Below are 25,138 nucleotides of genomic sequence, written 5' to 3'. Positions count from 1 at the left end.
CTCAGTCGTCCAGCAAGGGTTGAAGCAGCGGATGGGCCAGGACCGGCGCGGCAAGGCGCACCACGGCCTGGGGGTCTTCCAGGCGCACCGCCGCCGTGGCGTCCGCGACGATGAAGTCGGCGTGGGTGCGCGACGGTTCGGTCAGGCGCTCGTGGCCCGGACGCACCGTGGCCAGATATTGCGCCACGACCGAATCGGCCGACCGGCCGCGCTCGGCCTGGTCGCGCAACAGGCGGCGGATGAAGCGGATGTCCGCCGGCGTGTCTACGAAGACCCGGATGTCGAACAGGGCGGTCAGGTCGGGGGTGCACAGGACGTGGGTGCCCTCCACGATCACCACCTGCGACGCGGGTATCGGCTCTCCGCCTGGCTCGCGCCCGTGGTGGATGAAGGAATAGACGGGTGCGACGATGTCCTGTCCTGCCTTCAGCGCCTGCAGGTCACGGATCATCAAGTCATGATCGCGCGCCGCCACATCGTCGAAGTCGAAGGTCGCGGCGTCGAAGCCGGGCAGGGAGGCGGCGTCCCGATAGTAGGAGTCCTCGCGCACCAGAACCGCCGCGCCGTCCGGCAGGGCCGAAACCAGGGCCTCGGCCAGGGTGCTCTTGCCGGAGCCGGAGCCGCCGGTGATCGCAATCAGAATAGCCATCCGGGCCTTCTAGGGCGCCGCGCCGACGGACGCCACAAGGGACGATCCGCCGCGCCCAGGCTTACGCAAGGTCACGTTGCTTATCGCTGATAACCAATGATAGCGTCGGATCAAGCGTCGCATCCAAGTCGACGTAATTCGAGGAACAAGGAAACGCATATGCTGGGCTTGATGCAGGACTGGCCGCTGACGGTCGACAAGATCATCGATCACGCCAAAAATTGGCACGGCGAGCGCGAGGTCGTGACCCGTTCGGTCGAGGGACCCATCGTCCGAACCACCTACGCCGCGATCCACGAGCGGGCGCGCCGCGTCTCCAACGCCCTGAAGGACTGGGGGATCCGACCCGGCGACCGGGTCGCCACCCTGGCCTGGAACACCGCCAACCATATCGAGGCCTGGTACGGGATCATGGGCATCGGGGCGGTATGTCACACCCTGAACCCGCGCCTGTTCCCCGAGCAACTGGTCTATATCATCAACCACGCCGAAGACCGGATCATCTTCGTCGACCTGACCTTCGTGCCCCTGCTGGACGCCATCCTGCCTCACATCCCCAAGGTCGAGCGCGTGGTCGTCATGACCGACGCCGCCCACATGCCGCAGACGAAGCTGCCCAAGGCCGTCGCCTATGAGGATGCGATCACCGGCCAGTCGACCGATGTGATCTGGGGCGACTTCGACGAACAGACGGCTTGTGGCCTCTGCTACACCTCGGGCACGACGGGCAATCCCAAGGGCGTGCTGTATTCGCACCGCTCCAACTTCCTGCACACCTTCATGGCGCTTCAGGCCACCGTCATGGGCGCGACGCCCAAGGAGGTGATCCTGCCGGTCGTGCCGATGTTCCACGCCAACGCCTGGGGCATCGCCTTCGCCGGTCCCGCCGCCGGGACCAAGCTGGTCATGCCGGGCGCCAAGATGGACGGCCAGTCGATCTATGAACTGATCGAGCAGGAGGGCGTCACCTTCTCGGCCGCCGTGCCCACCGTCTGGCAGGGATTGTTCGCCCATATGAAACAGAACGGCCTGGGCTTCTCCACCCTGAAACGGGTTCTGATCGGCGGTTCGGCCTGCCCCGAAAGCTTGATCCGGGGTTTCCAGGAGGACTTCGGCGTGGAGGTCACGCACGCCTGGGGCATGACCGAGACCTCGCCCATCGGCACCATCGCCAACCTGCCGCCCGAAATCCTGAAACTGCCCTATGACGAGCAGATGAAATACCGGCTGAAGCAGGGCGTGCCGCCGTTGGGCGTCGAGCTGAAGCTGAAGGACGAGGCGGGCGCCGAACTGCCGCACGACGGCGAGACCTTCGGCCGGCTGATGGTCAAGGGGCCGACGATCAGCCGCGCTTATTTCAAGGAGGACGGCTCGATCCTGGACGACGAAAGCTTCTTCGACACCGGCGACGTAGCCACGGTCGACGACCTGGGCTTCATGCAGATCACTGATCGGGCCAAGGACGTGATCAAGTCCGGCGGCGAATGGATCAGCTCCATCGAGATCGAAAACATCGCCGTGGGCCACCCCAAGGTCGAGATGGCCGCCGTCATCGGCGCCGCCCATCCGAAATGGGACGAACGGCCGGTGCTGATCCTGAAGCTGAAGTCGGACGAAACCCTGGACAAGCAAGAGCACCTGGACTTCCTGAAGGGCAAGATCGCCAAATGGTGGATGCCCGACGATGTCGTCTCGGTGGCCGAAATCCCCCTGGGCGCCACGGGCAAGATCGACAAGAAGCTTCTGCGTGAACGGATGAAGGACTACCGTCTGCCTGAACCCGCCTGATCTCCTTTAGCGAGCGTCGATGTCGTCCCGGAAGCCTGTCCCGCCCCTGATTCCCTGGCTCACGGCCCTGACGGCGTTGCCGCCGGTGCTGGTGGTGGCGGCCGTGGCGGCGCGGCAGTTCGGCGGCGTATCGCTAGAGTTCGCCTATGACCTGCTGACCTGGACGGTGGCGCGAGGGTTCGGCTGGCTCGCCCTGGCCGCGGCCTTGGCCGTCGGGGTTCTGGCGCTGCGCGACCTGCCTCGGCGCGGAGTCTTCGCCGTGATCGCCCTGGCCCTGGCCGGCGGCTCGGTCGGAGTGTTCCAGTTCCAGGCGCATCGCCTGGCCCAGCCGACACCCCGCGACGTCAGCACGAACCTGTCCGAGCCGCCGCGCTTCAACGCCCTGGCCGACCTGCATCCCGGCGCGGCGAACGTCCAAGGCGCGGCCGCCTGTCCGGCGGCCCAGGCCGTGCCCAGCCAGATGCTGGCCCAGCAGGCAGTCTCGGCCTTGGTCGACGCCGGTTTTCCGGTGGTCCGCGCCGCGACTTTCGAGGTGGAGGGGGTGCACGAAGGCGCCTGGTTCGGCTTCCCCTACGACGCCGTCGTCCGCATCCGCCCGGGCCGCACCGACGTTCGCGTGGTCGCCCGCGACCCGCGCCCCGACGGCGGCGCCGCCTGCCGCCTGACCGCCAAGATCGTTCGGAACCTGGCGGCCGAGCGTTAGGCAACTGCCGCTAGAGCCAGCACGACGCAAAAATGGGCCGGTCTAGGTTCTGAACCCATTAAAGCTTGCTGGTTGAGCCGAGGCTTGATTCAAGGCTTCCGAAAGGAGCCTTGGATGGCGCGCTACGATCTGAGCGAAGCGGAGTGGCGGTTGGAAGTCACCCCAGTCCCTGCACCTGATCGACAGCTCCATCATCCGGGCCCACCAGCACGCCGCCGGTGGAAAAAAGGGGGCCCGGATCACGCCATCGGCCGTTCTCGTGGAGGACTGAGCACCAAGATCAACGCCCTGGTGGATCAGGACGGCCTGCCACTGAGGATCGTGCTCTCCGCCGGCCAAGCCTCCGACAAGGCCGCCGTCGCCGAACTGATCGACGGCCTGCCACCCGCCAAGGCGCTGGTGGCCGACCGAGGCTACGACGCCCAGGCGGTCATCGAATCTCGTCCGCGAGCACGGCGGCTGCGTTCACATCCCCACGCAGAAGGACCGCAAGGTCCAGCGCTCCATCGACCCGGCGATCTACCGCCAGCGCAACCAGGTCGAGCGCTTCTTCTGCAAGCTCAAGCACTTCAGACGGGTCGCAACGCGCTTCGACAAACTCGCAAGGAACTTCCTGGCAGCCGTCTTGCTCGCATCAACCCGGTTGTGGCTCAGAGCTTATGAGTCCACGACCTAGGCTAGGGCGCTCGGTTCACGAGGCATCTGTGGCGAGATTGTGACAGGTGCTCGAAACTTTCACCTCAAGCGACAAATTGTCCTACTCAATAGGGGTTGGCGGGGCATAGTCCGTTCAGCGTGCGCGCCGCGCGCGTTTTTCGGATCGCTCATTCTGTGAGCGCCGAGATGTCGTCGGAGGAGGACGAAATTTGACTTCACCCAATATTCGCCAGCGGTTGCTGCGATCCACCGTGATTGGCGGGGCCGCCTTGATGGCCCTGGTCGCCATTCCCGCCGCTGCCGTGCTGACGCCGACTTCGGCTGTGGCGCAGGACTACACCAGCGGAATCCTTTCGGGCACGGTGTCCGACGCCTCAGGCGCACGCATCGCAGGAGCAACCGTCTCCACGACCTCAGCACAGGGGGCTGTTCGGACCACGACCACCGATGCGAACGGCGCTTTCCGACTGCCGGCCCTGCCGGTCGGCCCCTACGAGATTTCGATTACATCTTCTGCGGGTTCAACGACCGACCGGATCAGCGTTTCACCGGGCGGCAGCAGCTACGCCTTTACGGTATCGTCTTCTGATGGCGCTGCCAACCTTGGCGACATCGTTGTCATCGGCGCTAAAAAGACGCAGGACTTTAGCCGCACGGACACGGGCCTGAGCGTCGATGTTCAAGACTTCGCCGACCGTGTGCCGACCGGCCGAAGCATCAACGCAGTGACCTTGTTCACGCCCGGTGCGTCGGCTCCCGACGCCACCATCGCAGCCAGTTCGCGCCGTAATCAGTCGCTGGTATCACTCTCGGGCACGTCGGCTGCTGAAAGTGTATATTATATCAATGGTCTGAATGTCACCGACCAGCGAAGCTTCCTAGGTTATGGCGAACTTCCATTTGATTTCATTCAGACGATCGACGTCAAGACGGGTGGCTATCAGGCAGAATACGGCCACGCCACTGGCGGTGTGGTCAACATTGTCACCCGATCCGGCACAAATGAGTGGACCGGAGGCGTCAGCAGCTACTGGACACCGAACAGCCTGCGTAGTTCGCGTGGCGTGTCTTACCAGGCTGGAGGCAACAACGCCGCTGGCATTCAGAACTTCAATCAGTATTCCGAAAGCGATATAAAGGACTACACGGCTTACATCGGCGGTCCACTATGGAAGGATCACCTCTTCCTGTTCGGCGTCTACAACATCCGGGACGTTGAAACCGCCGGGGCTCGCTCGCGCACCTATTCCTACAGTGCGGCGAACCCTAATGGCACGGCTGTCCCCACGCGCACACAAAGCTATGCATCTTACGACGATCCGCGTTGGGCTGTGAAGCTGGACTTTGTCCTGAATCCGCAGCATCGCCTTGAAGCGACGGTCATCAACGACAAAACGACCACCACGACTGTCACTAAGACATTTGACGCCGCGACAGACGCCTATCTGCGCGAAACCGCGCCGATTTACGCTGACGCTGGCGGCATCACGCAAATCTACAAGTACACCGGTGTCTTCACTGACTGGTTCACTTTGTCCGCTCTGTATGGCCGGCAGGAAAACTCGCAGCTGGATTACGGCGACCCGGTTAACCTGCCCGGCATTCGTGACTATGTGGCGAACGGGGGCGGTTTTATCACGGCGGGTATTCACGCCGGACCCTACAATCTCGAAGGCACCGATATTCGTAAAACCTATCGGGTCGATGCCGACTTCTATGTCAATCTGCTGGGCGATCACCATATCCGGGTGGGCTATGACAAGGAAGACCTGCTTTCGACGGCTCGTAGCGCCTATTCTGGCGGTGCGCTGTACTACGCGCTCGATCAAGCCGATTGCCCGGCAGGCACGCTAGCTGCGGGATGCGTCGAAGTTCTGACCTTCGCCAACAATGGCCGCTTCACGGCGGACCAAAGCGCTCTTTATATCCAAGACTCTTGGGACATTCTCCCGAACCTGAATCTTCAACTTGGTGTTCGTAACGATCGCTACGATTACAAGAACGTCGATGGCGAAAGCTATATCAAAGTCGATGATCAATGGGCGCCGCGTTTGGGCTTCAACTGGGATCCGTTGGACGACGGCGCAAATCGCATCTATGGCTCGTTTGGCGACTATTACCTGCCGATCGCGACAAATACGTCGATCCGTGCCTCGTCGGGCGAAGTTTACACCGACGAGTATTTCGACGCCTCTCGCAACGGTAGCGGTGCTCTGGTTCTTAACGGCAACTATCCCGTTCTCGGCACCCGGCGTCAGATCGACTACCTGAGCCCTCCTGGCGCTCCTGATCCGCGCACGGTGGCTGAAGCCGACCTCAAACCCATGTATGAGCGCGAGTTCGTTCTGGGATATGAGCACAGCTTCAGCGACGGCATGTTTGCGGACTGGTCGGCCGGCGTTCGCTACATCCATCGCAATCTCGAACAGGCTATCGAAGATACGGCCATCGGTGACGCCATCGTGCGGTACTGCGTCCGCACCAACACGGCTTGCGGTCAAAGTGGTCCGGGCGATTCCGGCTTCTCGTCGCTGTTCCCGTATGTCTTGGTGAACCCAGGCGACGGCGCTTCCGTCTTCATCGATCTGCAAGGCGACACACGCACCGTGGGTAACGCTGCGAACCCTGCCTACAACCCCCAGCAAATTGAACTGACGGCGGAGGATTTGAATCTGCCGAAGGTTGATCGCAAGTATCAGGCGCTGGAATTCACCTTCGAGCGTCCGTTCGATGGACGTTGGGGATTGCAGGGTTCCTATACCTTGGCGGAATCTAAGGGCAATTACGAAGGGGCTGTTAAATCTGACATTGGTCAGACTGACACTTCCATCACTCAAGACTACGACCATTCGGCGAGTTCATTGGGTTCCTATGGTTATCTTCCTAATCACCACGCCCATACGATCAAGCTGTTCGGGTCTTACGCGCCCAACGACTTCTTCAACGTTGGCGCTAACTTCACGGCGCAGTCGGGCCGTTACTATGGTTGCCTAGGTCGCGTCCCGGTTTCGGTCGATCCTCTGTCGCCGCAAACGGGGACACCTTCGGGTTGGTACTGCCCCATCGGCGCCAACAACGCGGTAATCTCAACCCCGCGCGGGTCACAGGGTGAAACCCCTTGGACCTATCAGCTGGACCTGAGCATGAACTTCAACCTCCTGCAGACGGAGACGAAGGGCGCGCTTACGGCTTCGATCGACATCTTCAATGTGTTCGATAACGACGCTGTGACCCGCGTCGTGGAGCAAGGTCTGATTCGTACCCCCGCAAACGTGCCCAACGCGCGCGCGCCGTATTACGGCATGGCGCGTAGCTACCAGGCACCTCGCACGCTTCGCTTCGGACTGCGGTATCGTTTCTAATACCGTCGAAGCAGGCTAACGACGAAGAGGCGGCGGAGCATGCTCCGCCGCTTTTTCAATCCGCTATGCGACTTAGCGTTAAAGACCTGAGCAGCCGTTAGGCACGAAAGAAACGGGTGTCCCGCCAGGCTTGTCCATCGACAGTCACGCGCTGATCGTCGACTAGCTTCATCAAGTGGGCGAGGACCGAGAGCGAGGCGGCAGGCCATAGACGTCCATCAACCCCAGCGTAAAGTGCGGGGACAATCGCGACGACGGTGCGGTCTCCCGCGGCAAGCCGTGCCAGGATTTGGGTCTCGCGCTGAAGGCGATGCGCGCGATAGGCAATGAGAAATGGTTGAACATCGGTGACGGGCGCGCCGTGGGTGGGCCAGATTGTGGCGAAGCCGCGCGCGATCACGCGGTCAAGGCTGTCCATATAGGTGCGCATGTCGCCGTCGGGCGGGGCGACGACCGTTGTCGACCACGCTATGACGTGGTCGCCGCTGAACAAGGCGTTCTCTTCCTCCAGGATGAAGGCCAGGTGGTTGGACGCATGACCTGGCGTCGCCAAGACTTCGAGATTCCACTCGTCGCCGTCCAAACGCTCGCCTTCGGTCAACAGGACATCCGGACGAAACTCCGCATCCTCATCTTCGTCCACCGCGCCCGAAGCATGGGTATCGGCGGCCGGCGGTCGGGCGGCGAGGATGGTTGCGCCGGTTCTTTCCGCGAACGGGCGAGCGAGAGAGAGGCGTGGTCGCGGTGGGTGTGCGTAACGAGGATGTGGCTGACGGTGCGGCCCTTTACCGCGTCAAGGAGGGCGTTCAGATGAGCCTGGCTCAGAGGGCCGGGATCGATGACCGCCGCGGTCGCCCCCGCCTCGGGCCGGCCGACGATATAGGTTCCCGTGCCGGTGAAGGTGAAGGGCCCCGGGTTTTCAGCGATCACACGCTGGATCAAGGGAGACACCCGGTCGCATCGGCCATAGGCGAAGTCGAACGCGCGAACGAAGGGAATCACGGCGCCGCGACGACTTGGCGCGCGCCTTGCGGGGCGGAGGCGGCAACATCATTCGGAGCACGTCCTTTGGCCCGGTCGATCCTTCTCGCTGTTTCAAAACGGCTCCAGGCCCTGGTTGCGGCCCTGTTGTGTCTCATGGCGATCCAACTCATCGCAGCCTCCTGCACCCCGGAGCCCGCGCCCTATGCGACGCGAACGGCGATTCAACGGTAGCGTCTACTGTCGTCTGACCCGGAAAGGCGGCGCGTCGCCCACTTTCATCATATAGCTGCCCATCGCCGCCCGACGGACCGTGACGGAATACCGGCGGCGCGTCGAAAGGCTGAGGTCGCCTGAGTCGATCTTTCGCCAGATGGAGCCGTCGTCGAGCGTGATGATCCATTCGCCTCGCCCCAGATTGCGGGCTGACGTCAAGGTGGCGGTGATCGACTGAAGTTCCTCGGTGCGTCCGTCGCGGTCGAAGGGATTGACGATCGATACATCGAATCCGAAGAGCCGCCTCTGATTCTGTTGAATTTCCTGTCGACTGACGATGGCGACCTCGCCTGCGGCCGCCAGTGTCGCCGCTGCCGCATCGAAGCACGCCAGGCGCGCTGCATCCGACTCGATCGTCCGGCATTGCGTCACCGCTTGGATCGCGTTCGAGGCGGCGGGTTGAAAAGTGCCTGTTTGATCCACAGCGGTGGCAAAAGTGAACGTGGGGAGGGTAAGCGTTGCGGTAAAAATTCCGCAGAACGGCCGCAGTATGTGCATATTTGTTCTTTCAATGTTTGGAGGTGCGCCACAATCTTGCCACAAGAAATGCCATGCGCGAGGCTCACTAAAGAGCGCCGAAACTGTGTCGCTCTTGCGACATATGCGCCCATACTGTGGCGAACGGGCACCTTGAAGCTAGACTTGGTGTGCGGTTGCTGCGCTGTCTGCTCCCATCGGTCATCGGACCGGCATTGGATATTGATCGAGCGGGGCGCAAATCGCGTGTCCGGCTCTTTCCGGGAGAATATGCCTTGAACACCATCAAGTATCGCAGCGGACTGTTGGCGAGCACGATCATCGGGGGGGCCGCGCTGGCTCTGGTCGCGTCGCCGTCGTTTGCGCAGACGGCCGACCAGGCCACCGAAGTCGGCGAAATCGTCGTGACGGGTTCGCGGATCGCGCGTCAGGACTATCGATCGACGAGCCCGATCGTGACCGTCGATACGGAAGACTTCCAGGCGACCGGCTCGGTCACGATCGACACCCTGCTGAACGACATGCCGCAGTTCGTTCCTTCTATCAATTCGACCTCGAACAACCCTTCGAACGGCGGCCAGGCCAACTTGAACCTGCGCGGTTTGGGGACGTCTCGTACTCTTGTGCTGATGAACGGTCGTCGCGTCGTGCCGTCGAACTCGTCCGGCGTCGTCGATGTCAACATCATCCCCACCGCCCTTATCAAGAACATCGAAGTGATCTCGGGCGGCGCCTCGGCCGCCTATGGTTCGGACGCCCTGGCCGGGGTTGCCAACTTCATTCTCAATGAAAGCTTCGAAGGCGTTCAGATCGACGCGCAGTATGGCCAAACGGACCGCAGCGACGGCGCCACCGAAAGCTATTCGCTGACCCTGGGGGGCAACTTCGCAGACGACCGTGGCAACATGGTGCTGTCGCTGGGGCGCTCCACACGGGCGCAAATCTATAATGCGGCGCGCGACTGGGCCGCGATTTCGGGCGCCTCGGGCACGACGCCCCTGGGGTCCACGACGTTCGACGCCGGCAACCTGCCCAGTCAGGCGTTCATCAACAGCTACTTCGGCACGCCGACTGTCTGTCCGACATCGAGCAACCCGACTGCGCCCTGCGTCGGCAACTCGGGCCAGTTCGGCTTCAACAACAACAACTCGCTGTTCAGCTATGTCCTGACCCGCAACTTCCAGAGCCCTGGCGGCATCACCTATGATGGTTTCGCGCAACCCGGCGTCGGCACCTATGCCTTCAACACCGGCGCGCTTAACTCGCTGCAACTACCGCTTGATCGCTACAACGTCTATGCGGGCGGTCGGTACAAGATCAACGAGAACGCCGAGGTTTACGGCAACGTGCTGTTCACCCAGTATGAGGCTCAGCAGGAACTGGCGGCGACGCCCGCCGCCAACAACGTGCCGGGCACCGGTTTCCGCGTGCCGTCCACCAACCCGTTCATTACGGGCGACATTCGCACGTTCCTGAACGCCCGGCCGAACCCGGCCGGTTCCTTCCTGCTCAATAAGCGATTCACGGAAGTGGGCGGCCGGATCGGCAACGACCGCTATGACGTCTACCAGATCACGACCGGCGTTCGCGGCCAGGTGCCCAAGAGCAGCTGGACGTATGACGTCTATGCGCAATACGGCCGGGTCGACAACGTGAACACCCAGACCGGCAACGTGTCCCGCTCGGCCGTTCAGCGTCTGCTCGACGCGCCCGACGGCGGTGCCAGCCTCTGCACCGGCGGCTTCGATCCGTTCGGCGAGTCCAACCTTTCGGCGTCTTGTGTCAACTACATCTCGCGTCGCGCACAGAACACGACGATCAGTGAGCAGCGCGTCGTTGAAGCCTCCTTGCAGGGCAAGCTCTTCGAACTGCCTGCGGGCGAAGCCCGGGGCGCCTTCGGCGTGCAGTATCGTCAGGACGACTTCGCATTCCGTCCGGACGCTTCGCTGGCCCAGACCAACCCTGTCACCCCGCATCTGGGGCTGAACGGTCTTCCGGACGGCGGCAATGTGGGCGGCTCCGAAATCGCCGGATTCAATCCGCAACAGGCGCTGTCCGGTTCGACCAACTCGCGCGAACTATTCGCTGAAGTGCTGCTGCCGGTGCTCAGCGACCTGCCGTTCGTTCAGTCGCTTGAGCTGACCCTCGGCTATCGCTATTCGGACTACAGCACCATCGGCGGCGTGGCGGCTTATAAGGCGCGACGTCGAATGGGGCGTCGTTGACGGACTGCGTCTGCGAGGCGGTGCCAACCGCGCCGTCCGCGCACCGTCGATCGGCGAACTGTACGCCCCCACCAACACCAGCTTCCCTTCGGTCGGTACGCCGTCGGCGGCGGGTCTGTCGGGCGATCCTTGCGATATCCGCAGCAGCTACCGCAACGGCACCAACGCCGCGCAGGTCCGCGCTCTGTGTATCGCACAAGGCATCTCGGCGGCGTCGGTCGACAGCTATCAGTTCGGCAACAACCAAGTGTCGGGCATCACCGGCGGGAATGTGAACCTGGAAGAAGAAACCGCCGACACCTGGTCGGTCGGCGCCGTCTATCAGTCGCGCTTCCAGAACGCCTGGCTGTCGGGCATTTCGGCCTCGATTGACTACTACAACATCGAGATCACGAACGTGATCGGCACGGTCGGCGCTGCCGCCCAGCTGCAGGGCTGCTATAATGCCCAAGGCCAGAACCCGACCTACGACGCGACCAATGGATACTGCCAACTGTTCCAACGCGACCCGCTGACTGGCAATGTGGTCCAGGCGCGCGAGTTGAACCAGAACCTGGCGACGCTGAAGACCTCGGGCATCGACGCGCAGGTCGATTACCGCATCGACGCCGCGGACGTGGGCCTGCCGGATATCGGCGCGTTCAACGTCAACGTCGTGGTCGGCTGGCTGGAGAACTGGGAACGCCAGGACACGGCCGGCGGCCCGTTCATCAACCGCACCGGCACGATCGACAGCGTCTTCGGCAACACCTTCCCCGAATGGAAGCTGCTGACGTCGGTCAACTGGTCCAAGGGCCCGTTCGGCGCTGGGGTTCGCTGGCGTCGCGTGGGTGAGATGACGCAGTTCGGCACGACCAACGTGCTGGAGCCGTTGCACTACTTCGACGTCAATGCCTCGTGGTCGATCAACGACGCGGTCGCCCTGCGCGCAGGCGTCAACAATGTCGGCGACGAATCCCCGCGCGTCTACTCGCCGGGCGTTCAAGCCAACACCGATCCGTCGACATACGACGTTCTGGGTCGCCGTTACTACGTCGGTCTGACCGCCAAGTTCTAAGATCGATCTGACCACAAACTGAGGCGGCGGGGCCACGCTCCGCCGCCTTTTTCGTTGGGGGCGGTCGCAGAAAAACCATTTGGGGCTGAGAACGTTAAGCTTCGCCGCCCGCAGTCGCGGCGTGGAGTTCAAGGACCATCATGTTGAAGACCCTTCTTGGCGGCGTGGCCGCCCTGTCGCTGATCGGCGCCAGCAGCGCCGGCTTCGCTCAGGAGCCGGAAGGCCCCGTCGTGACCGGCGCGCGTCCGGCCGAGACGGCCGACGCCCTGAAGGTGCGCGAGGCTATCGCCTATTCCAATCCGCTGCCGCGCGGGGCGCCGACGGCGGACTATCCGCTGGTCGCCTGGTGCGACGCCCTGGTGACGGGCCACGCCGATCTGGGCGAGACCCTGACGAACCCTGCGCCCGAGGATACGGAGCTGGTGCGTCTGGGCCGTCTGGAAGCGCAGGATTTCCGCAGCGCACTGGCCGCCGCCACGCCGCGCCAGAGCGCCGCATCCAAGGCGGAGGCGGCCCGTGCGGTCGCGGCGGTGAAGGCGCAATGGGCGCCGCTGCTGGCCAGCCAGGACGAAGCGGCGCGCAGCCAGTCGTTCGGCCTGTTCTACGGCCTGCCGGGCCGCTGCGAACACGCGGCGCGCCGTATCCGCGAGAACATCACCACCCCGCCGGCCACCCCGGCTGAGGTCGGGCTGGAAGCGCCGGCCGCAGCGTCTGCCACCGCCAACTGATCCACCGATCAACTGACGAGAAACGGCGGTCTGGCTTCGGTCAGGCCGCCGTTTCGCGTTTCGGGGCGTAAGGATCGTAGTTGACGATGGGAGCTAGCCAGCGTTCGGCCGTCTCCACATCCCATCCCTTTCGGCCCGCATAGTCCTCGACCTGATCGCGGTCGATCTTGCCGACGCCGAAATAGTGGCTGCCGGGGTGGCCGAAATACAGGCCCGAGACCGAAGCCGGGGGCGTCATGGCGAAGCTTTCGGTCAGGGCCATGCCCGCGTTGGTCCCGGCGTCCAGCAGGCGGAACAGGGTGGCCTTTTCCGTGTGGTCGGGCTGGGCCGGATAGCCGGGGGCGGGGCGGATGCCCTGGTATCTTTCCTCGATCAGGTCCTGAACGCTGGTGGCCTCATCGGCGGCGTAGCCCCAGAGCTGGGTCCGCACCGCCTTGTGCAGCCGCTCGGCGAAGGCTTCGGCCAGGCGGTCGGCCAGGGCGGTGGCCATGATGGCGGAATAGTCGTCGCCCGCGGCCTTGAAGGCGGCGGCCTTCTCCAGTTCGCCATGCCCGGCGGTCACGGCGAAGGCGCCGATATAGTCCTGACCCGTCTCCGCCACAAAGTCGGACAGGCACAGGTTCGGCTTGCCGTTGGACTTGGCGATCTGCTGGCGCAGGCCGTGGAAGCGGGCGATTTCGGTCGTGCGGGTCTCGTCGCTCCAGACCAGGATGTCGTCGCCGCGCGCATTGGCGGGCCAGAAGCCGACCACGCCCCTGGCGGTGAACCAGCGCTCCTCGATGATCCGCTTCAACATGTCCTGCGCGTCCTTGAACAGGTCGCGCGCGGCCTCGCCGACGATCTCGTCCTCCAGGATCAGCGGATAGCGGCCGATCAACTCCCAACTGGCGAAGAAGGGCGTCCAGTCGATGTGATCGGCCAGGTCCTTCAGGTCCCAGGCGTCGTAGGCGCGCACGCCCAGGAAGGACGGGGCGGGGGCAGGCGACTGGTCCTCGGCGGGCCGCCAGCGGTTGTCTCGCGCCTGCTGGATCGAGGCGCGGGCCTTCACCTCCTGGCCGCGCGCATATTGTTCGCGGATGCGGATGTATTCGTCGCGGGTGGCGGCTTCGTTGCGCGCCTTGTCGGTGGGGGACAGCAGGCCGGAGACGACGCCCACGGCGCGGCTGGCGTCGACGACATAGGTGGTCGATCCGGCCGAGTAGCCGGGCTCGATCTTCACGGCGGTATGGGTCCGGCTGGTTGTCGCCCCGCCGATCAGCAGGGGGATGGAAAAGCCGCGCCGCTGCATCTCGCGCGCGACGAAGACCATCTCGTCCAGGCTCGGCGTGATCAGGCCGGACAGGCCGATGATGTCCACCTTGTGCTCGACGGCGGCGTCGAGGATGCGGTCGGCCGGGACCATGACGCCCAGGTCGATGACCTCGTAGTTGTTGCACTGAAGCACGACGCCGACGATGTTCTTGCCGATGTCGTGGACGTCGCCCTTGACGGTGGCCATCAGGATACGGCCCGCCTGTTCGCGCGGCTTGCCTGCCTTTTCGGCCTCCATGAAGGGTTCCAGCCAGGCGACGGCCTGTTTCATCACGCGGGCGGACTTCACCACCTGGGGCAGGAACATCTTGCCCGAGCCGAACAGGTCGCCGACCACGTTCATCCCGTCCATCAGCGGGCCTTCGATCACATGCAGCGGGCGCTCTGACGCCAGGCGCGCCTCTTCAGTGTCGGCCTCGATGAACTCCGTGATGCCGTTGACCAGGGCGTGTTCGATCCGCTTGCCGACCGGCTGTTCGCGCCATTTCAGATCGACGACGCGGGCCTGACCCTTCTCGCCCTTGTAGCGGGGCGCCATGTCCACCAGCCGCTCGGTGTTGGACACATTGGTCCGCTGGGGCCGGTTCAGGATCACGTCCTCGACCGCCTCGCGCAGTTCGGCGTCGATGTCGTCATAGACCGGCAGGTCGCCGGCGTTGACGATGCCCATGTCCATGCCGGCGTTGATGGCGTGGTACAGGAAGACGCTGTGGATCGCCCGGCGCACAGGCTCGTTGCCGCGGAAGCTGAACGACACGTTCGACACCCCGCCCGAGATGCGGGCGTAGGGCAGGGTGGCTTTGATGACCCTGACCGCCTCGATGAAGTCGACGGCGTAGTTGTCGTGCTCCTCGATCCCCGTCGCCACGGCGAAGATGTTGGGATCGAAGATGATGTCCTCGGGCGGGAAACCGACCTCGTCGACCAGGATGCGATAGGCGCGGGTGCAGATCTCGATCTTGCGGGCCGCGGTGTCGGCCTGGCCCACCTCGTCAAAGGCCATGACCACGACGGCGGCGCCGTAACGCAGGCATTTGACCGCATGGTCGCGGAACTCGGCCTCGCCCGCCTTCATCGAGATGGAATTGACGATGGGCTTGCCCTGGACGCACTTCAGGCCCGCCTCGATCACCTCCCATTTGGAGCTGTCGATCATCACCGGCACACGGGCGATGTCGGGCTCGGCCGCGATCAGGTTGAGGAAGGTCTGCATGGCGACGACGCCGTCCAGCAGCCCTTCATCCATGTTGACGTCGATGATCTGGGCGCCGGCCTCGACCTGTTGCCGGGCGACGTCCAGAGCCGCCGAATAGTCGCCCTCGACCACCAGCTTGCGGAATTTGGCCGAGCCGGTGACGTTGGTGCGTTCGCCGACGTTGATGAAGACAGGTCTCACGCAAAAACTCCGTTCATCCCGGCGAAAGCCGGGACCCAGCGCTTTTGTGAGGCACGGTGTCTGGGATGACGGGCGACACCCACGCATCGGCGGCTATCGCCCAAAGAACTGGGTCCCGGCTTTCGCCGGGATGAGCGGGTGAGGAAAGCCATCACGACACCAGTTCGAACGGTTCGAGGCCGCTCAGCCGCAAGGCCACCGGCCGTTCCGGGATCGCGCGGGGCTTCAGCGGCGCGACTTCCTCGGCGACATGCCGGATGTGGTCCGGCGTCGTGCCGCAGCAGCCGCCGACGATGTTGACCAGTCCGGACGCCGCCCATTCCTCGATGAAGTGGGCGGTCTCGTGCGGTTCCTCGTCGTACTGGCCCATGGCGTTGGGCAGGCCGGCGTTGGGATAGGCCGCGACCAGGGTGTCGGCGACGCGGCTGAGTTCGGCGATGAAGGGCCGCATCAGGTCGGCGCCCAGGGCGCAGTTGAAGCCGACGGCGAAGGGCTTGGCGTGGCGCACGCTGTTCCAGAAAGCCTCGGCCGTCTGGCCCGACAGGGTGCGGCCCGAACGGTCGGTGATGGTGCCGGAAATCCAGATGGGCAGGGGCTCCAACCCCTCGTCCTCCAGATCCTTGATCGCCTTGATGCAGGCCTTGCAGTTCAACGTGTCGGTGATGGTTTCGATCAGATAGAGATCCACGCCGCCTTCGTTCAGCGCCTGCACCTGATGGCGATAGGCGTCATAGACCTGGTCGAAGGTCACGCTGCGGGCGCCGGGATCGTTCACGTCAGACGACATCGACAGCATCTTGTTCAGCGGGCCGATGGAGCCGGCGGCGAAACGGGGCTTGTGCGGCTCCTTTTCCGTCCAGCGATCGGCTGAGGCGCGGGCCAGTTTCGCGCCTTCCAGGTTGATGTCCCAGACGGCCTGGGCGTCCAGTTTGTAGTCGTCCTGGGCGATGACGGTGGCCGAGAAGGTGTTGGTTTCCGAGATGTCGGCGCCGGCGCCGTAATACTGATCGTGCAGGTCGGCGATGATGTCGGGCCGGCTGATGCAGAGGATGTCGTTGTTCCCCTTCATCTGGTCGCGCTCGTCATAGCCGTTGGCGGTGGTGAAGCGGTCGCCGCGGAAATCGGCTTCCGACAGGCCGCGCCGCTGGATCATGACGCCCCAGCTGCCGTCCAGGACCAGAATGCGATCCCTGGCCGCCTGATGCAGGGCGGCGATGCGTTCGGAACGGGTCAACGGCATCAGGCGACGGCCTTCTGTTCGCGCACGCCCAGCACCCGGCAGATGGCGTAAACCAGTTCGGCCCGGTTCAGGGTGTAGAAGTGGAAGTCCGAGAAGCCCTCCTCCTGCAGACGCGCGCAGTTCTCTGCGGCGATGGAGGCGGCCAGCAGCTTGCGGGTCTCGGGGTCGTCGTCCAGGCCGTCGAAATGGGCCGCCAGCCAGTCGGGCAGGGCCGCGCCGCACGCCGCCGTCATTCGCTTCAGTCCCGCGAAGTTCGACACCGGCATGATGCCGGGGATCAGCGGAATCGTGATCCCCGCCGCGCGCACCCGGTCGCGGAAGCGCAGGAAGGCCTCGATGTCGAAGAAGAACTGGGTCACGGCGCGCGTGGCGCCCGCGTCGATCTTGGCCTTGAGAACCTCGATGTCGTGGTCGATGGACGGGCTTTCCGGGTGCTTCTCCGGATAGGCGCCGACCGTCACTTCGAAACCGCCGATGCGACTTATGGCGGCCGTCAGTTCGGTGGCGTTGGCGTAGCCGTCGGCGCGGGGCTGATAGGCGCCGCCGATGCTCCCGGAATCGTTCATGCCGCCGGGCGGGTCGCCGCGCAGGGCCACGATGTGATCGACGCCGATGGCCTTGTAGCCCTCGATCACCTCGTCCACCTCGTCACGGCTGGCCTCCACGCAGGTCAGGTGGGCGGCGGGGCGCAGGGTGGTCTCGCCGATGATGCGCTGAACCGTGCGGTGGGTCCGCTCGCGGGTCGAGCCGCCGGCGCCATAGGTGACGGAGACGAAGGCGGGGTTCAGCGGCTCCAGCCTGCGGACGGCCTTCCACAGATTGGCTTCGGCCTCGTCCGACTTGGGCGGAAAGAATTCGAAGGAGACGTTGACCGCATTGTGGTTCGACCCGGCGCGGGCGACCGGCCCCAGCGGCGACAGCAGCAGGGCGCGGGCATCGGCCAGGTTCAGGGCGGGGGCGGCCATCAGGCGGTCTTTCGTTCGGACTGGGCGCGGCGCTGCGCAGTCCAGATGGTTACGGTCAGGCCCTCGTTGTCGGGGGGCAGGGCGATGGGCGCCGAGGGCGTCAGCCCTGCGCCGGTCAGCCAGTCGCGGATCTCGGCGTCGGCGAAGCCCAGGCGGCGATGCTGATGCGCCTCGCGCATATGTTCGAAGTCGTGTGGGGCGAAGTCCACAATGACCAGGCGGCCGCCCACGCTGACCAGGCGCGCGGCCTCGGACACGGCGGCGGCGGGATCGGCCAGATAGTGCAGCACCTGATGCACGATCACCAGGTCGGCGCTGGCGGCGGGCAGGCGGGTGGAGAAGATGTCGCCGTGGCGCAGTTCGACCTTGTCCAACCCGGCCTTGGAGACATTGGCCCGGGCGATGTTCAGCATGTTCTGGCTGAGGTCCAGCCCGACCGACATCTTGGCCTTCTTGCCGAACAGGGTCAGCATCCGGCCCGAGCCGGTGCCCAGGTCCACGACCCGCTCGAACGGTCCGGGGCCGACGGCTCGTTCCAGAGCCGCTTCGACGGCGGTTTCACTGACATAGAGGGAGCGCAGCCGGTCCCATTGAGGCGCGACCTGTTCGAAATAGTCGGCGGCGGCGACCTCGCGCTCCTTGCGCACGTCGTCCAGACGGCGGTGGTCGGCCTCGCCCGCGTCGTCGGCCAGGATGTCCAGAACCGTGTCGATCAGGCGGCGCGCCTGGGCGTCGTGCGACAGGCGATAATAGACCCGCGCCCCATCCGGGAACCGTTCGATCAGTCCGGCGTCCGTCATCAGCTTGAGATGGCGCGAGACGCGCGGCTGGCTTTGATCCAAGATGCGCGACAGCTCCATGACCGACAGTTCCTCGCCGCCCAGCAGCGACAGGATGCGGAGACGGGTCGGTTCGCCCGCAGCGCGCAGGGCTTCGACGGTCTGATCGGCGGACAGGCTCATGCGTTTCATATAAGGATATCCTTATATGATTGTGCAAGGAAAAAGCGCGGTCTCGGAAATCGCGCGACGGGAAAACTTCGTGCGCGCGTTTGAGGAGGATAACGCCCTTTGGAGCAATCTCATGCGCTTTATCATGATCGCCGCCGTCGCCGCCTTCGCCGTCGCAGGTCCCGCCATGGCCCAAAGCGACTTTCCCGACCCGCCCATGCCGCAGATGTCCGGCGACCAGGCTGGGCCGCGCATGGGCATGATGCGCCCGCCCGAGCGCGAAACCGTGGCCGAGATGCAGTCGCGCACTGGCCGGCTGTTCGACCGGCTGGACGCCAATCATGACGGGGTGATCGACGCCGCCGAACTGGCCAATGCGCGAGGCGGGCGTATGCTGGCGCGCTTCGACGCCGACGGCGACGGCCGTATCACCCGCGAGGAGATGAATACGGGCGTCCAGACCCTGTTCAAGGCGTTGGACAAGAACGGCGACGGCGTCGTGACCGCCGACGAGCGGCCCCAACGGCCGAACTGATCAGACCACGGGCGTCTTCAGGGGGGCGCCCGCGAAATGGGCCTGCAGGTTTTCGATCAGCAGCACCAGCATGCCCTGCACTCCGGCGGTCGTCGCGCCGGCGGTGTGGGGCGTCAGGATCACATTGGGCGTGTCCGCCCAGCGCGTCGGATCGGTGGGTTCTTCCTGGAAGACGTCCAGCGCCGCCTGGCCCAGGACGCCGGACTTCAGGGCGTCGATCAGGGCGTCTTCATCCACCACCTGACCGCGAGAGACATTGATCAGGAGGCCGTCCGGCCCCAGGGCTTGGATGACCGTGCGCGAGATCAGACCGCGATTGGTCTCATCGGCCTTGCAGGCCACGACCAGGATGTCGCTGTCCTTGGCCAGGTTCAGAAGACTGTCTGCGCGGGGCCATCGCGCCTCATGCGGGCGGGGACCCCACCAGGACACATTCATGCGGAACGCCCCGGCCCGTTCGGCCACCGCGCGGCCGATGTGGCCCAGGCCGACGACGCCCAGCTTTTGACCGGCCAGGGAGGGGGTGATGGTGCGGGATTCGACCTTCCAATCGCCGTTGCGGACCTGACGGTCGCCGGAAACGATCTGGCGACGGGCGGCCAGGATCAGGCCCAGCGCATGATCGGCCACGTCTTCGTGATTGACGCCCGGCGCATGAGTGACTGGCAGGCCGCGCGCCCTACACCATTCGACGTCGATGCCGTCGTAGCCGGCGGTGAAACAGGCGATCAGGCCAAGGTTCGGCAGGCGCTCGATCAGCGTCTTATCCAGCGGATACTCGCCCGCGACGATCAGGGCGCGGATGTCATGGGCGGCCTCGACCGGCGGCCCTTCCCAGAAACGATACACGTCAAAGGCGCTCTCCAGAAAGCCGGAGAGCGGGGCCAGATGCCGCTGCATGATGAGAACGGCGGGGCGTTGGGTCATGCAGCGGCTCCTTTTTCAGGTCAGGCGATCAGCGGCCGAACTTCTGGTGCTGAACGCGCTTGGGGATGATGCTGTCGGCGCCCAGGCGGCGCATCTTGTCCTGTTCGTAGGCTTCGAAGTTGCCCTCGAACCACTCGACATGGCCATTGCCTTCGAAAGCCAGGATGTGGGTGGCCAGGCGGTCAAGGAACCAGCGGTCGTGGGAGATGACCACGGCGCAGCCGGCGAACTCTTCCAGCGCCTCTTCCAGGTTCTGTAGGGTCTCGATGTCCAGGTCGTTGGTCGGTTCGTCGAGCAGGATCAGATTGCCGCCGGACGCCAGGGTCTTGGCCAGATGGACGCGGTTGCGCTCGCCACCCGACAGTTGGCCGACCTTCTTCTGCTGATCGCCGCCCTTGAAGTTGAAGCTGCCGACATAGGCGCGGGTGTTGATCTCGCGCTTGCCGACCATCATCACGTCGGTGCCGCCGCTGATCGCCTGCCAGATGGTTTCGTCCGGCTTCAGGTCGTCGCGCGACTGATCGACATAGGCCAGCTTGACCGTCTCGCCGACCTTGATCGTGCCGCCGTCGGGCTGTTCCTGGCCGGTAATCAGTTTGAACATGGTCGACTTGCCGGCGCCGTTCGGGCCGATGACGCCGACGATGCCGTTGGGCGGCAGTTTGAAGGTCAGATTGTCGAACAGGGTCTTTTCGCCATAGGATTTCTGCAGGCCCTCGACCTCCAGAACCACATTGCCCAAGCGCGGGCCGGGCGGAATCTGGATGACGGCGAAGGACTGGGCCTTGGTCGCGTTCTCCTGTTCGGCGACCATCTTCTCATAGGCGGCCAGACGGGCCTTGGACTTGGCCTGACGGGCCTTGGCGCCCGACCGGACCCATTCCAGTTCGCGGGTGAGGGCGCGCTGGCGGGCTTCGGATTCCGACTGCTCCTGCACCACGCGCTTCTGCTTGGCTTCCAGCCACGAGGAATAGTTGCCCTCGTGCGGGTGGCCCTTGCCGCGGTCCAGCTCCAGCGTCCACTTGGTGACTTGATCGAGGAAGTAGCGGTCGTGGGTCACAAGAATGACGCAGCCGGGGAAGTTCTCCAGGTGGTGCTGCAGCCAGGCGACGGATTCGGCGTCCAAGTGGTTGGTCGGTTCGTCCATCAGCAGCATGTCGGGCTTGGACAGCAGCAGGCGGGCCAGGGCCACGCGGCGCTTTTCACCGCCGGACAGGTTGGTGACTTCCCAATCGTCGGGCGGGCAACGCAGGGCGCCCATGGCCTGGTCGATGCGGCTGTCGATGTCCCAGACGTCGCCGGCGTCGATCTTCTCCTGAAGGGCGGTCATCTCCTCCATCAGCTCGTCGGTGTAGTTTTCACCGAGTTCGGCGGCGACCTCGTTGAAGCGGTTGACCCACTGCTTCTCTTCGCACCATGCCTCGACGTTCTGGCGCACGTTCAGGGCGGGGTCGAGCTGAGGCTCCTGCTCCAGATAGCCGCGCTTGACGCCGTCGGCGGCCTTGGCTTCGCCGGTGAATTCTGTGTCCAGACCGGCCATGATCTTCAGCAGGGTGGACTTACCCGAGCCGTTGACGCCGACCACGCCGATCTTGGCGTCGTTATAGAAGCTGAGCCAGATGTTCTCGAAGATCTTGCGGCCGCCGGGGAAGGTCTTGGTCAGACCCTGCATCTGGAAAATATATTGCTGCGCCATGAGGTGCGTCGCGCCCTTTGGGTTCGTCTGATTGGGGAGTTGGCCCGATGTAGCGATCCGGCGCGCGAAGGGCAAATAAGGCGGTCGCGCGACGGGCCGGGTCAGGCGTAGTTGAAGCTGATGGAGATGCGGTCGGACCTGGCCTGGTTGGTCGGCACCTCGTGCCGCAGCGCAGCTTTCCCACATCAGGACGGTCCCGGCCTGGGGGCGCAGATAGACGAAGGGGCGTTCGGCTTCGGGCGCGTCGTCGGTTACGCCGGGGCGGGCCATCATCAAGGGCAGGCGCGGGTCTTCCAGCTTCAACGACGAGGCGCCGTCGGGCACGGCGACATAGACGGTGCCGGACAGGAAGGCGTGGGGGTGGATATGGCCGGTGTGGCCGCCGCCGGGCTTGAGGATATTGACCCACAGATTGTCGAGGCGCGGCTTCCTGGCCAGATCGAAGTTCAGGGCCCGGGCATAGGCGATGGCGTGGCGATCCAGATGACGCTTCAGTTCCGCGAACTCCGGGAACCGCTGCGGCAGATCGTTCAACGAGGCGTAGGAGGTGTAGCCCCGGTAGGCGTTGGCGCGGCACCAGCGACGGCCCGCCTCGTCCTCTTCGGCCATCATGCGGACGACGTCGACCAACTGCGCGTTGAAGTCGGGCCAGCCCCGGCTGTCGGCGAGAGAGGCTTCATAGACCTGGGTGACGAAGAGGGGGCGCAGGGACATGGACGGGGGATAGCCTGTCGATGCGCGGACGGGAACTCCTCTTTCCCATGCCGGAACCCCTGCATGGTTCCATACAGGCTCCCGTGCTGGGGAGGCAGGACGCCTGTGCAGGCGCGCACGATCCGGCTAAGAACAGCGGATGTTCAAGTCCGTCCTTGTCGCCAATCGCGGCGAAATCGCCTGTCGCGTCTTCCGAACCGCCAAGCGGATGGGATTACGCACCATCGCCGTCTATTCCGAAGCCGACGCCGAAGCCCTGCATGTGCGCGAGGCCGACGAAGCGGTGCTGATCGGCCCGGCGGCGGCCCGCGAGAGCTATCTGGACGGCGCCAAGGTGCTGGCGGCGGCCAAGGCTGTGGGGGCGGAGGCGATCCACCCCGGCTATGGCTTCCTGTCCGAGAACGCCGACTTCGCCGAGGCCGTCGTGGCGGCGGGCATCGTCTGGATCGGGCCGCAGCCGGCCTCCATCCGCGCCATGGGGCTGAAGGACGCGGCGAAAAAGCTGATGATCGCAGCGGGCGTGCCCGTCACCCCCGGCTATCAGGGCGAGGACCAGTCCCTGGAGACGCTGACGGCCGAGGCGAACCGTATCGGCTTTCCCGTTCTGATCAAGGCGGTAGCGGGCGGCGGCGGCAAGGGCATGAAGAAGGTCGACCGGCCCGAGGACTTCGCCGACGGCCTGGCCAGCGCCCAGCGCGAGGGGCAGTCGTCTTTCGGCGACCCGCGCGTTCTGATCGAAAGCTACATCACTCGCCCGCGCCATATCGAGGTGCAGGTCTTCGGCGACAGCCACGGAAACGTCGTCCACCTGTACGAACGCGACTGTTCGCTGCAACGCCGCCACCAGAAGGTGATCGAGGAGGCACCCTCGCCGGGCATGGACGCCGCCACCCGCGCGGCCGTGACCGCCGCCGCCGTCCGCGCCGCCAAGGCCGTCGATTATCAGGGCGCGGGGACCATCGAGTTCATCGCCGACGCCTCGGACGAGCTGAAGTCCGACCGCATCTGGTTCATGGAGATGAACACGCGGCTGCAGGTCGAGCATCCGGTGACGGAATCCATCACCGGGGTCGATCTTGTCGAATGGCAGTTGCGCGTGGCGGCGGGCGAGCCGATCCCGCTGAAGCAGGACGAGATCAAGCTGAACGGCTGGGCCATGGAGGCGCGGCTGTACGCCGAGGATCCCGCCAACGGCTTCCTGCCTTCGATCGGCGCGCTGGAGTATTTCAGCCTCCCTGACGACATCCGCGTCGATACCGGCGTGACCTGGGGTGGCGAGGTCAGCCAGTTCTACGATCCCATGATCGCCAAGCTGATCGTGCACGAAGACAGCCGCGAAGCCGCCGCCGGACGTCTGGCCAAGGCCTGCGCCGAGGTCTGCGTCTGGCCGGTCAAGGCCAACGCCGGGTTCCTGAAGCGCTGCCTTGACCATCCGCGCTTCGTGGCGGGCGACGTCGACACCGGCTTCATCGCGGCGGAAGAGGCCGCCCTGACCCACGTTGCGGCGCCGACCGAGGTGCAGGCGGCGGCTCTGGCGGTTCTGGCGTCCGAGGCCCATCACGCCGAAGAATGGGTGCGGCCGATGAAGACCGGCCGCGAGGCCTCGCCCTGGTCGCCCACCGCCTATGGCCTTTACGGCTTTCGACTGAACGGCGGCGTGGCGGCGTCTCAGCGCGCTCGCATCAACGGCGCCTTGGTCGAGGCGTCCGTGCGTCCGGATGAGCACGGCAGCTATTTCAACGTGGACCTGAACGACCAGACCCTGGGGGCCTATGTGCTGACAGGCGACGTGGCCCTTTTTCGCGACGGGCAGGAGTACGCCTCACTGGTCCGGCCGGTGGACGAGCCCGTCGTCTTCTACGGCGGCGAAGCCTGGACCTTCGAAACCCCGCGCCACGGCGGCGGGGCCGGCGCAGGCGGCTCCGCCTCCGACGGCTCTCTACGCGCACCCATGCCCGGCAAGATCGTCGCGGCGCCCGCCAAGTCAGGTGACGCCGTGAACAAGGGCCAGCCGGTGGTGGTGCTGGAAGCCATGAAGATGGAGCACGCCCTGACCGCGCCCTTCGACGGGGTGGTGGCCGAGCTCAATGTCGTCGTGGGCGATCAGGTCGTCGATGGGACCGTCCTGGCGGTGGTGAAGGCGGCCGATTAAAGCCCGACGCCGCCCAAGGGGCGTGTCTGGATGGCGTCGTCCACACTGACCAGAAGGCCAAGGACGGGGCCCAGACGCCGCTCTTACGGATGTCTTGGGTGCAGACCTCGTGGGTTTCGGCGTCGGTCCAGATTTCCGTCACCCACAGAGTGTCGGTGTGGGCCAGGTCGTGCGCCACGACATAGGAATGGCAGCCGTGACGCCGCAGCGTGGGATCCAGAAGGATCAGGGCCAGTTCGTCGCGACGACCGGGATGAGCCACCAGGCGGGTAATCAGTCCGTACATCGTTCCCGACGCCCGGCGGGCGGCGTCCTGCTCAATGAGAAACGCCTTCTAGCCGGCCGGGTC

The 25,138-nt window shown here is 64.7% G+C and carries 18 protein-coding genes and 3 pseudogenes; 10 read left to right on the top strand and 11 right to left on the bottom strand.

Features of this window, described 5'->3' with window-relative positions; translation table 11 throughout:
- Position 1 precedes the first annotated feature (1 nt).
- Positions 2-649: a uridine kinase gene (gene udk, locus QE389_RS05945; protein WP_307365385.1), complete on the bottom strand. Its 648-nt coding sequence runs from the start codon at positions 647-649 to the stop codon at positions 2-4.
- A 159-nt stretch (positions 650-808) separates the two neighbouring features.
- Between udk and QE389_RS05940 the strand changes: the two genes are divergently transcribed.
- The 5 genes and pseudogenes from QE389_RS05940 to QE389_RS05925 all read left to right on the top strand — a co-directional run bounded on the left by QE389_RS05940 (position 809) and on the right by QE389_RS05925 (position 7,159).
- A complete protein-coding gene (locus tag QE389_RS05940) occupies positions 809-2,437 on the top strand; it encodes a long-chain-fatty-acid--CoA ligase (RefSeq protein WP_307365383.1) in 1,629 nt (542 codons plus the stop codon).
- Between the two features lie 19 nt (positions 2,438-2,456).
- Positions 2,457-3,140, top strand: coding sequence for a DUF1499 domain-containing protein (locus QE389_RS05935; protein WP_307365381.1), 684 nt, complete (start codon positions 2,457-2,459; stop codon positions 3,138-3,140).
- Between the two features lie 114 nt (positions 3,141-3,254).
- Positions 3,255-3,566: pseudogene (locus QE389_RS14635) on the top strand (transposase); the annotation flags it as partial.
- A 43-nt stretch (positions 3,567-3,609) separates the two neighbouring features.
- Positions 3,610-3,816, top strand: a complete 207-nt coding sequence (locus tag QE389_RS14630; RefSeq protein ID WP_373458338.1) for a transposase — start codon at positions 3,610-3,612, stop codon at positions 3,814-3,816.
- A 190-nt stretch (positions 3,817-4,006) separates the two neighbouring features.
- The gene (locus QE389_RS05925) at positions 4,007-7,159 is read left to right on the top strand and encodes a TonB-dependent receptor (protein ID WP_307365377.1); all 3,153 of its coding nucleotides are present in this window, start codon (positions 4,007-4,009) and stop codon (positions 7,157-7,159) included.
- Positions 7,160-7,256: 97 nt separating this feature from the next.
- Here the strand turns inward: QE389_RS05925 and QE389_RS05920 are convergent.
- Both QE389_RS05920 and QE389_RS05915 read right to left on the bottom strand, forming a co-directional pair.
- Positions 7,257-8,161, bottom strand: a pseudogene (locus tag QE389_RS05920) (MBL fold metallo-hydrolase).
- Positions 8,162-8,377: 216 nt separating this feature from the next.
- Positions 8,378-8,914 (bottom strand): hypothetical protein, encoded by a 537-nt coding sequence (locus tag QE389_RS05915; RefSeq protein ID WP_307365375.1) that lies wholly within the window; start codon positions 8,912-8,914, stop codon positions 8,378-8,380.
- Positions 8,915-9,063: 149 nt separating this feature from the next.
- Between QE389_RS05915 and QE389_RS05910 the strand changes: the two genes are divergently transcribed.
- The 3 genes from QE389_RS05910 to QE389_RS05900 all read left to right on the top strand — a co-directional run bounded on the left by QE389_RS05910 (position 9,064) and on the right by QE389_RS05900 (position 12,903).
- The gene (locus tag QE389_RS05910; protein ID WP_307365373.1) at positions 9,064-11,118 is read left to right on the top strand and encodes a TonB-dependent receptor plug domain-containing protein; all 2,055 of its coding nucleotides are present in this window, start codon (positions 9,064-9,066) and stop codon (positions 11,116-11,118) included.
- A complete protein-coding gene (locus QE389_RS05905; protein ID WP_307368937.1) occupies positions 11,045-12,175 on the top strand; it encodes a TonB-dependent receptor domain-containing protein in 1,131 nt (376 codons plus the stop codon). Before QE389_RS05910 ends, QE389_RS05905 begins: the two co-directional genes overlap by 74 nt.
- A 140-nt stretch (positions 12,176-12,315) precedes the next feature.
- Entirely contained in the window at positions 12,316-12,903 is a 588-nt protein-coding gene (locus QE389_RS05900; RefSeq protein WP_307365371.1) for a hypothetical protein, read from the top strand.
- A 40-nt stretch (positions 12,904-12,943) separates the two neighbouring features.
- Here the strand turns inward: QE389_RS05900 and metH are convergent, their stop codons facing one another.
- The 4 genes from metH to QE389_RS05880 all read right to left on the bottom strand — a co-directional run bounded on the left by metH (position 12,944) and on the right by QE389_RS05880 (position 18,777).
- The gene (gene metH, locus QE389_RS05895) at positions 12,944-15,610 is read right to left on the bottom strand and encodes a methionine synthase (protein WP_307365370.1); all 2,667 of its coding nucleotides are present in this window, start codon (positions 15,608-15,610) and stop codon (positions 12,944-12,946) included.
- A gap of 151 nt (positions 15,611-15,761) precedes the next feature.
- Positions 15,762-16,850, bottom strand: coding sequence for a homocysteine S-methyltransferase family protein (locus QE389_RS05890; protein WP_373458293.1), 1,089 nt, complete (start codon positions 16,848-16,850; stop codon positions 15,762-15,764).
- On the bottom strand, positions 16,850-17,815 hold the full coding sequence (gene metF, locus QE389_RS05885; RefSeq protein WP_307365368.1) for a methylenetetrahydrofolate reductase [NAD(P)H]: 966 nt from the start codon (positions 17,813-17,815) through the stop codon (positions 16,850-16,852). The genes QE389_RS05890 and metF overlap by 1 nt, the downstream gene beginning before the upstream one ends.
- Positions 17,815-18,777, bottom strand: a complete 963-nt coding sequence (locus QE389_RS05880; protein WP_307368933.1) for a metalloregulator ArsR/SmtB family transcription factor — start codon at positions 18,775-18,777, stop codon at positions 17,815-17,817. The genes metF and QE389_RS05880 overlap by 1 nt, the downstream gene beginning before the upstream one ends.
- A gap of 121 nt (positions 18,778-18,898) precedes the next feature.
- On the opposite strand from QE389_RS05880, the gene QE389_RS05875 reads away from it, so the two are divergent.
- Positions 18,899-19,300, top strand: a complete 402-nt coding sequence (locus tag QE389_RS05875; RefSeq protein WP_307365365.1) for an EF-hand domain-containing protein — start codon at positions 18,899-18,901, stop codon at positions 19,298-19,300.
- Here the strand turns inward: QE389_RS05875 and QE389_RS05870 are convergent, their stop codons facing one another.
- From QE389_RS05870 to QE389_RS05860, 3 genes and pseudogenes are all read right to left on the bottom strand, one after another.
- On the bottom strand, positions 19,301-20,227 hold the full coding sequence (locus tag QE389_RS05870) for a 2-hydroxyacid dehydrogenase (RefSeq protein WP_307365363.1): 927 nt from the start codon (positions 20,225-20,227) through the stop codon (positions 19,301-19,303). It abuts the gene before it with no gap.
- A gap of 28 nt (positions 20,228-20,255) precedes the next feature.
- Positions 20,256-21,923 (bottom strand): energy-dependent translational throttle protein EttA, encoded by a 1,668-nt coding sequence (gene ettA, locus QE389_RS05865; RefSeq protein ID WP_307365362.1) that lies wholly within the window; start codon positions 21,921-21,923, stop codon positions 20,256-20,258.
- A gap of 101 nt (positions 21,924-22,024) precedes the next feature.
- Positions 22,025-22,637 (bottom strand): annotated as a pseudogene (locus QE389_RS05860) (TIGR02466 family protein).
- 139 nt (positions 22,638-22,776) lie between these two features.
- On the opposite strand from QE389_RS05860, the gene QE389_RS05855 reads away from it, so the two are divergent.
- Complete coding sequence (locus QE389_RS05855; protein ID WP_307365360.1) at positions 22,777-24,789, top strand: biotin carboxylase N-terminal domain-containing protein; 2,013 nt, start codon at positions 22,777-22,779, stop codon at positions 24,787-24,789.
- Here QE389_RS05855 and QE389_RS14625 read toward each other — a convergent pair.
- A complete protein-coding gene (locus QE389_RS14625) occupies positions 24,722-25,075 on the bottom strand; it encodes a putative quinol monooxygenase (protein ID WP_373458291.1) in 354 nt (117 codons plus the stop codon). The two genes, QE389_RS05855 and QE389_RS14625, sit on opposite strands and share 68 nt — an antisense overlap.
- Positions 25,076-25,138: the final 63 nt, after the last annotated feature.

The sequence above is a fragment of the Brevundimonas sp. SORGH_AS_0993 genome, from assembly GCF_030818545.1.
GTDB lineage: Bacteria > Pseudomonadota > Alphaproteobacteria > Caulobacterales > Caulobacteraceae > Brevundimonas.
The sequence above is the reverse complement of the archived record's forward strand: the minus strand, read 5'-3'. Positions and strand labels throughout refer to the sequence as shown.

Coding starts and splice junctions, on each gene's coding strand:
- QE389_RS05875 (WP_307365365.1), top strand. CDS start 18,899: ATGCGCTTTATCATGATCGCCGCCGTCGCCGCCTTCGCCGTCGCAGGT.
- metF (WP_307365368.1), bottom strand. CDS start 17,815: ATGGCCGCCCCCGCCCTGAACCTGGCCGATGCCCGCGCCCTGCTGCTG.
- QE389_RS05940 (WP_307365383.1), top strand. CDS start 809: ATGCTGGGCTTGATGCAGGACTGGCCGCTGACGGTCGACAAGATCATC.
- QE389_RS05880 (WP_307368933.1), bottom strand. CDS start 18,777: ATGAGCCTGTCCGCCGATCAGACCGTCGAAGCCCTGCGCGCTGCGGGC.
- QE389_RS05935 (WP_307365381.1), top strand. CDS start 2,457: ATGTCGTCCCGGAAGCCTGTCCCGCCCCTGATTCCCTGGCTCACGGCC.
- QE389_RS14625 (WP_373458291.1), bottom strand. CDS start 25,075: ATGTACGGACTGATTACCCGCCTGGTGGCTCATCCCGGTCGTCGCGAC.
- QE389_RS05890 (WP_373458293.1), bottom strand. CDS start 16,850: ATGCCGTTGACCCGTTCCGAACGCATCGCCGCCCTGCATCAGGCGGCC.
- ettA (WP_307365362.1), bottom strand. CDS start 21,923: ATGGCGCAGCAATATATTTTCCAGATGCAGGGTCTGACCAAGACCTTC.
- QE389_RS05900 (WP_307365371.1), top strand. CDS start 12,316: ATGTTGAAGACCCTTCTTGGCGGCGTGGCCGCCCTGTCGCTGATCGGC.
- QE389_RS05915 (WP_307365375.1), bottom strand. CDS start 8,914: ATGCACATACTGCGGCCGTTCTGCGGAATTTTTACCGCAACGCTTACC.
- QE389_RS05855 (WP_307365360.1), top strand. CDS start 22,777: ATGTTCAAGTCCGTCCTTGTCGCCAATCGCGGCGAAATCGCCTGTCGC.
- udk (WP_307365385.1), bottom strand. CDS start 649: ATGGCTATTCTGATTGCGATCACCGGCGGCTCCGGCTCCGGCAAGAGC.
- QE389_RS05870 (WP_307365363.1), bottom strand. CDS start 20,227: ATGACCCAACGCCCCGCCGTTCTCATCATGCAGCGGCATCTGGCCCCG.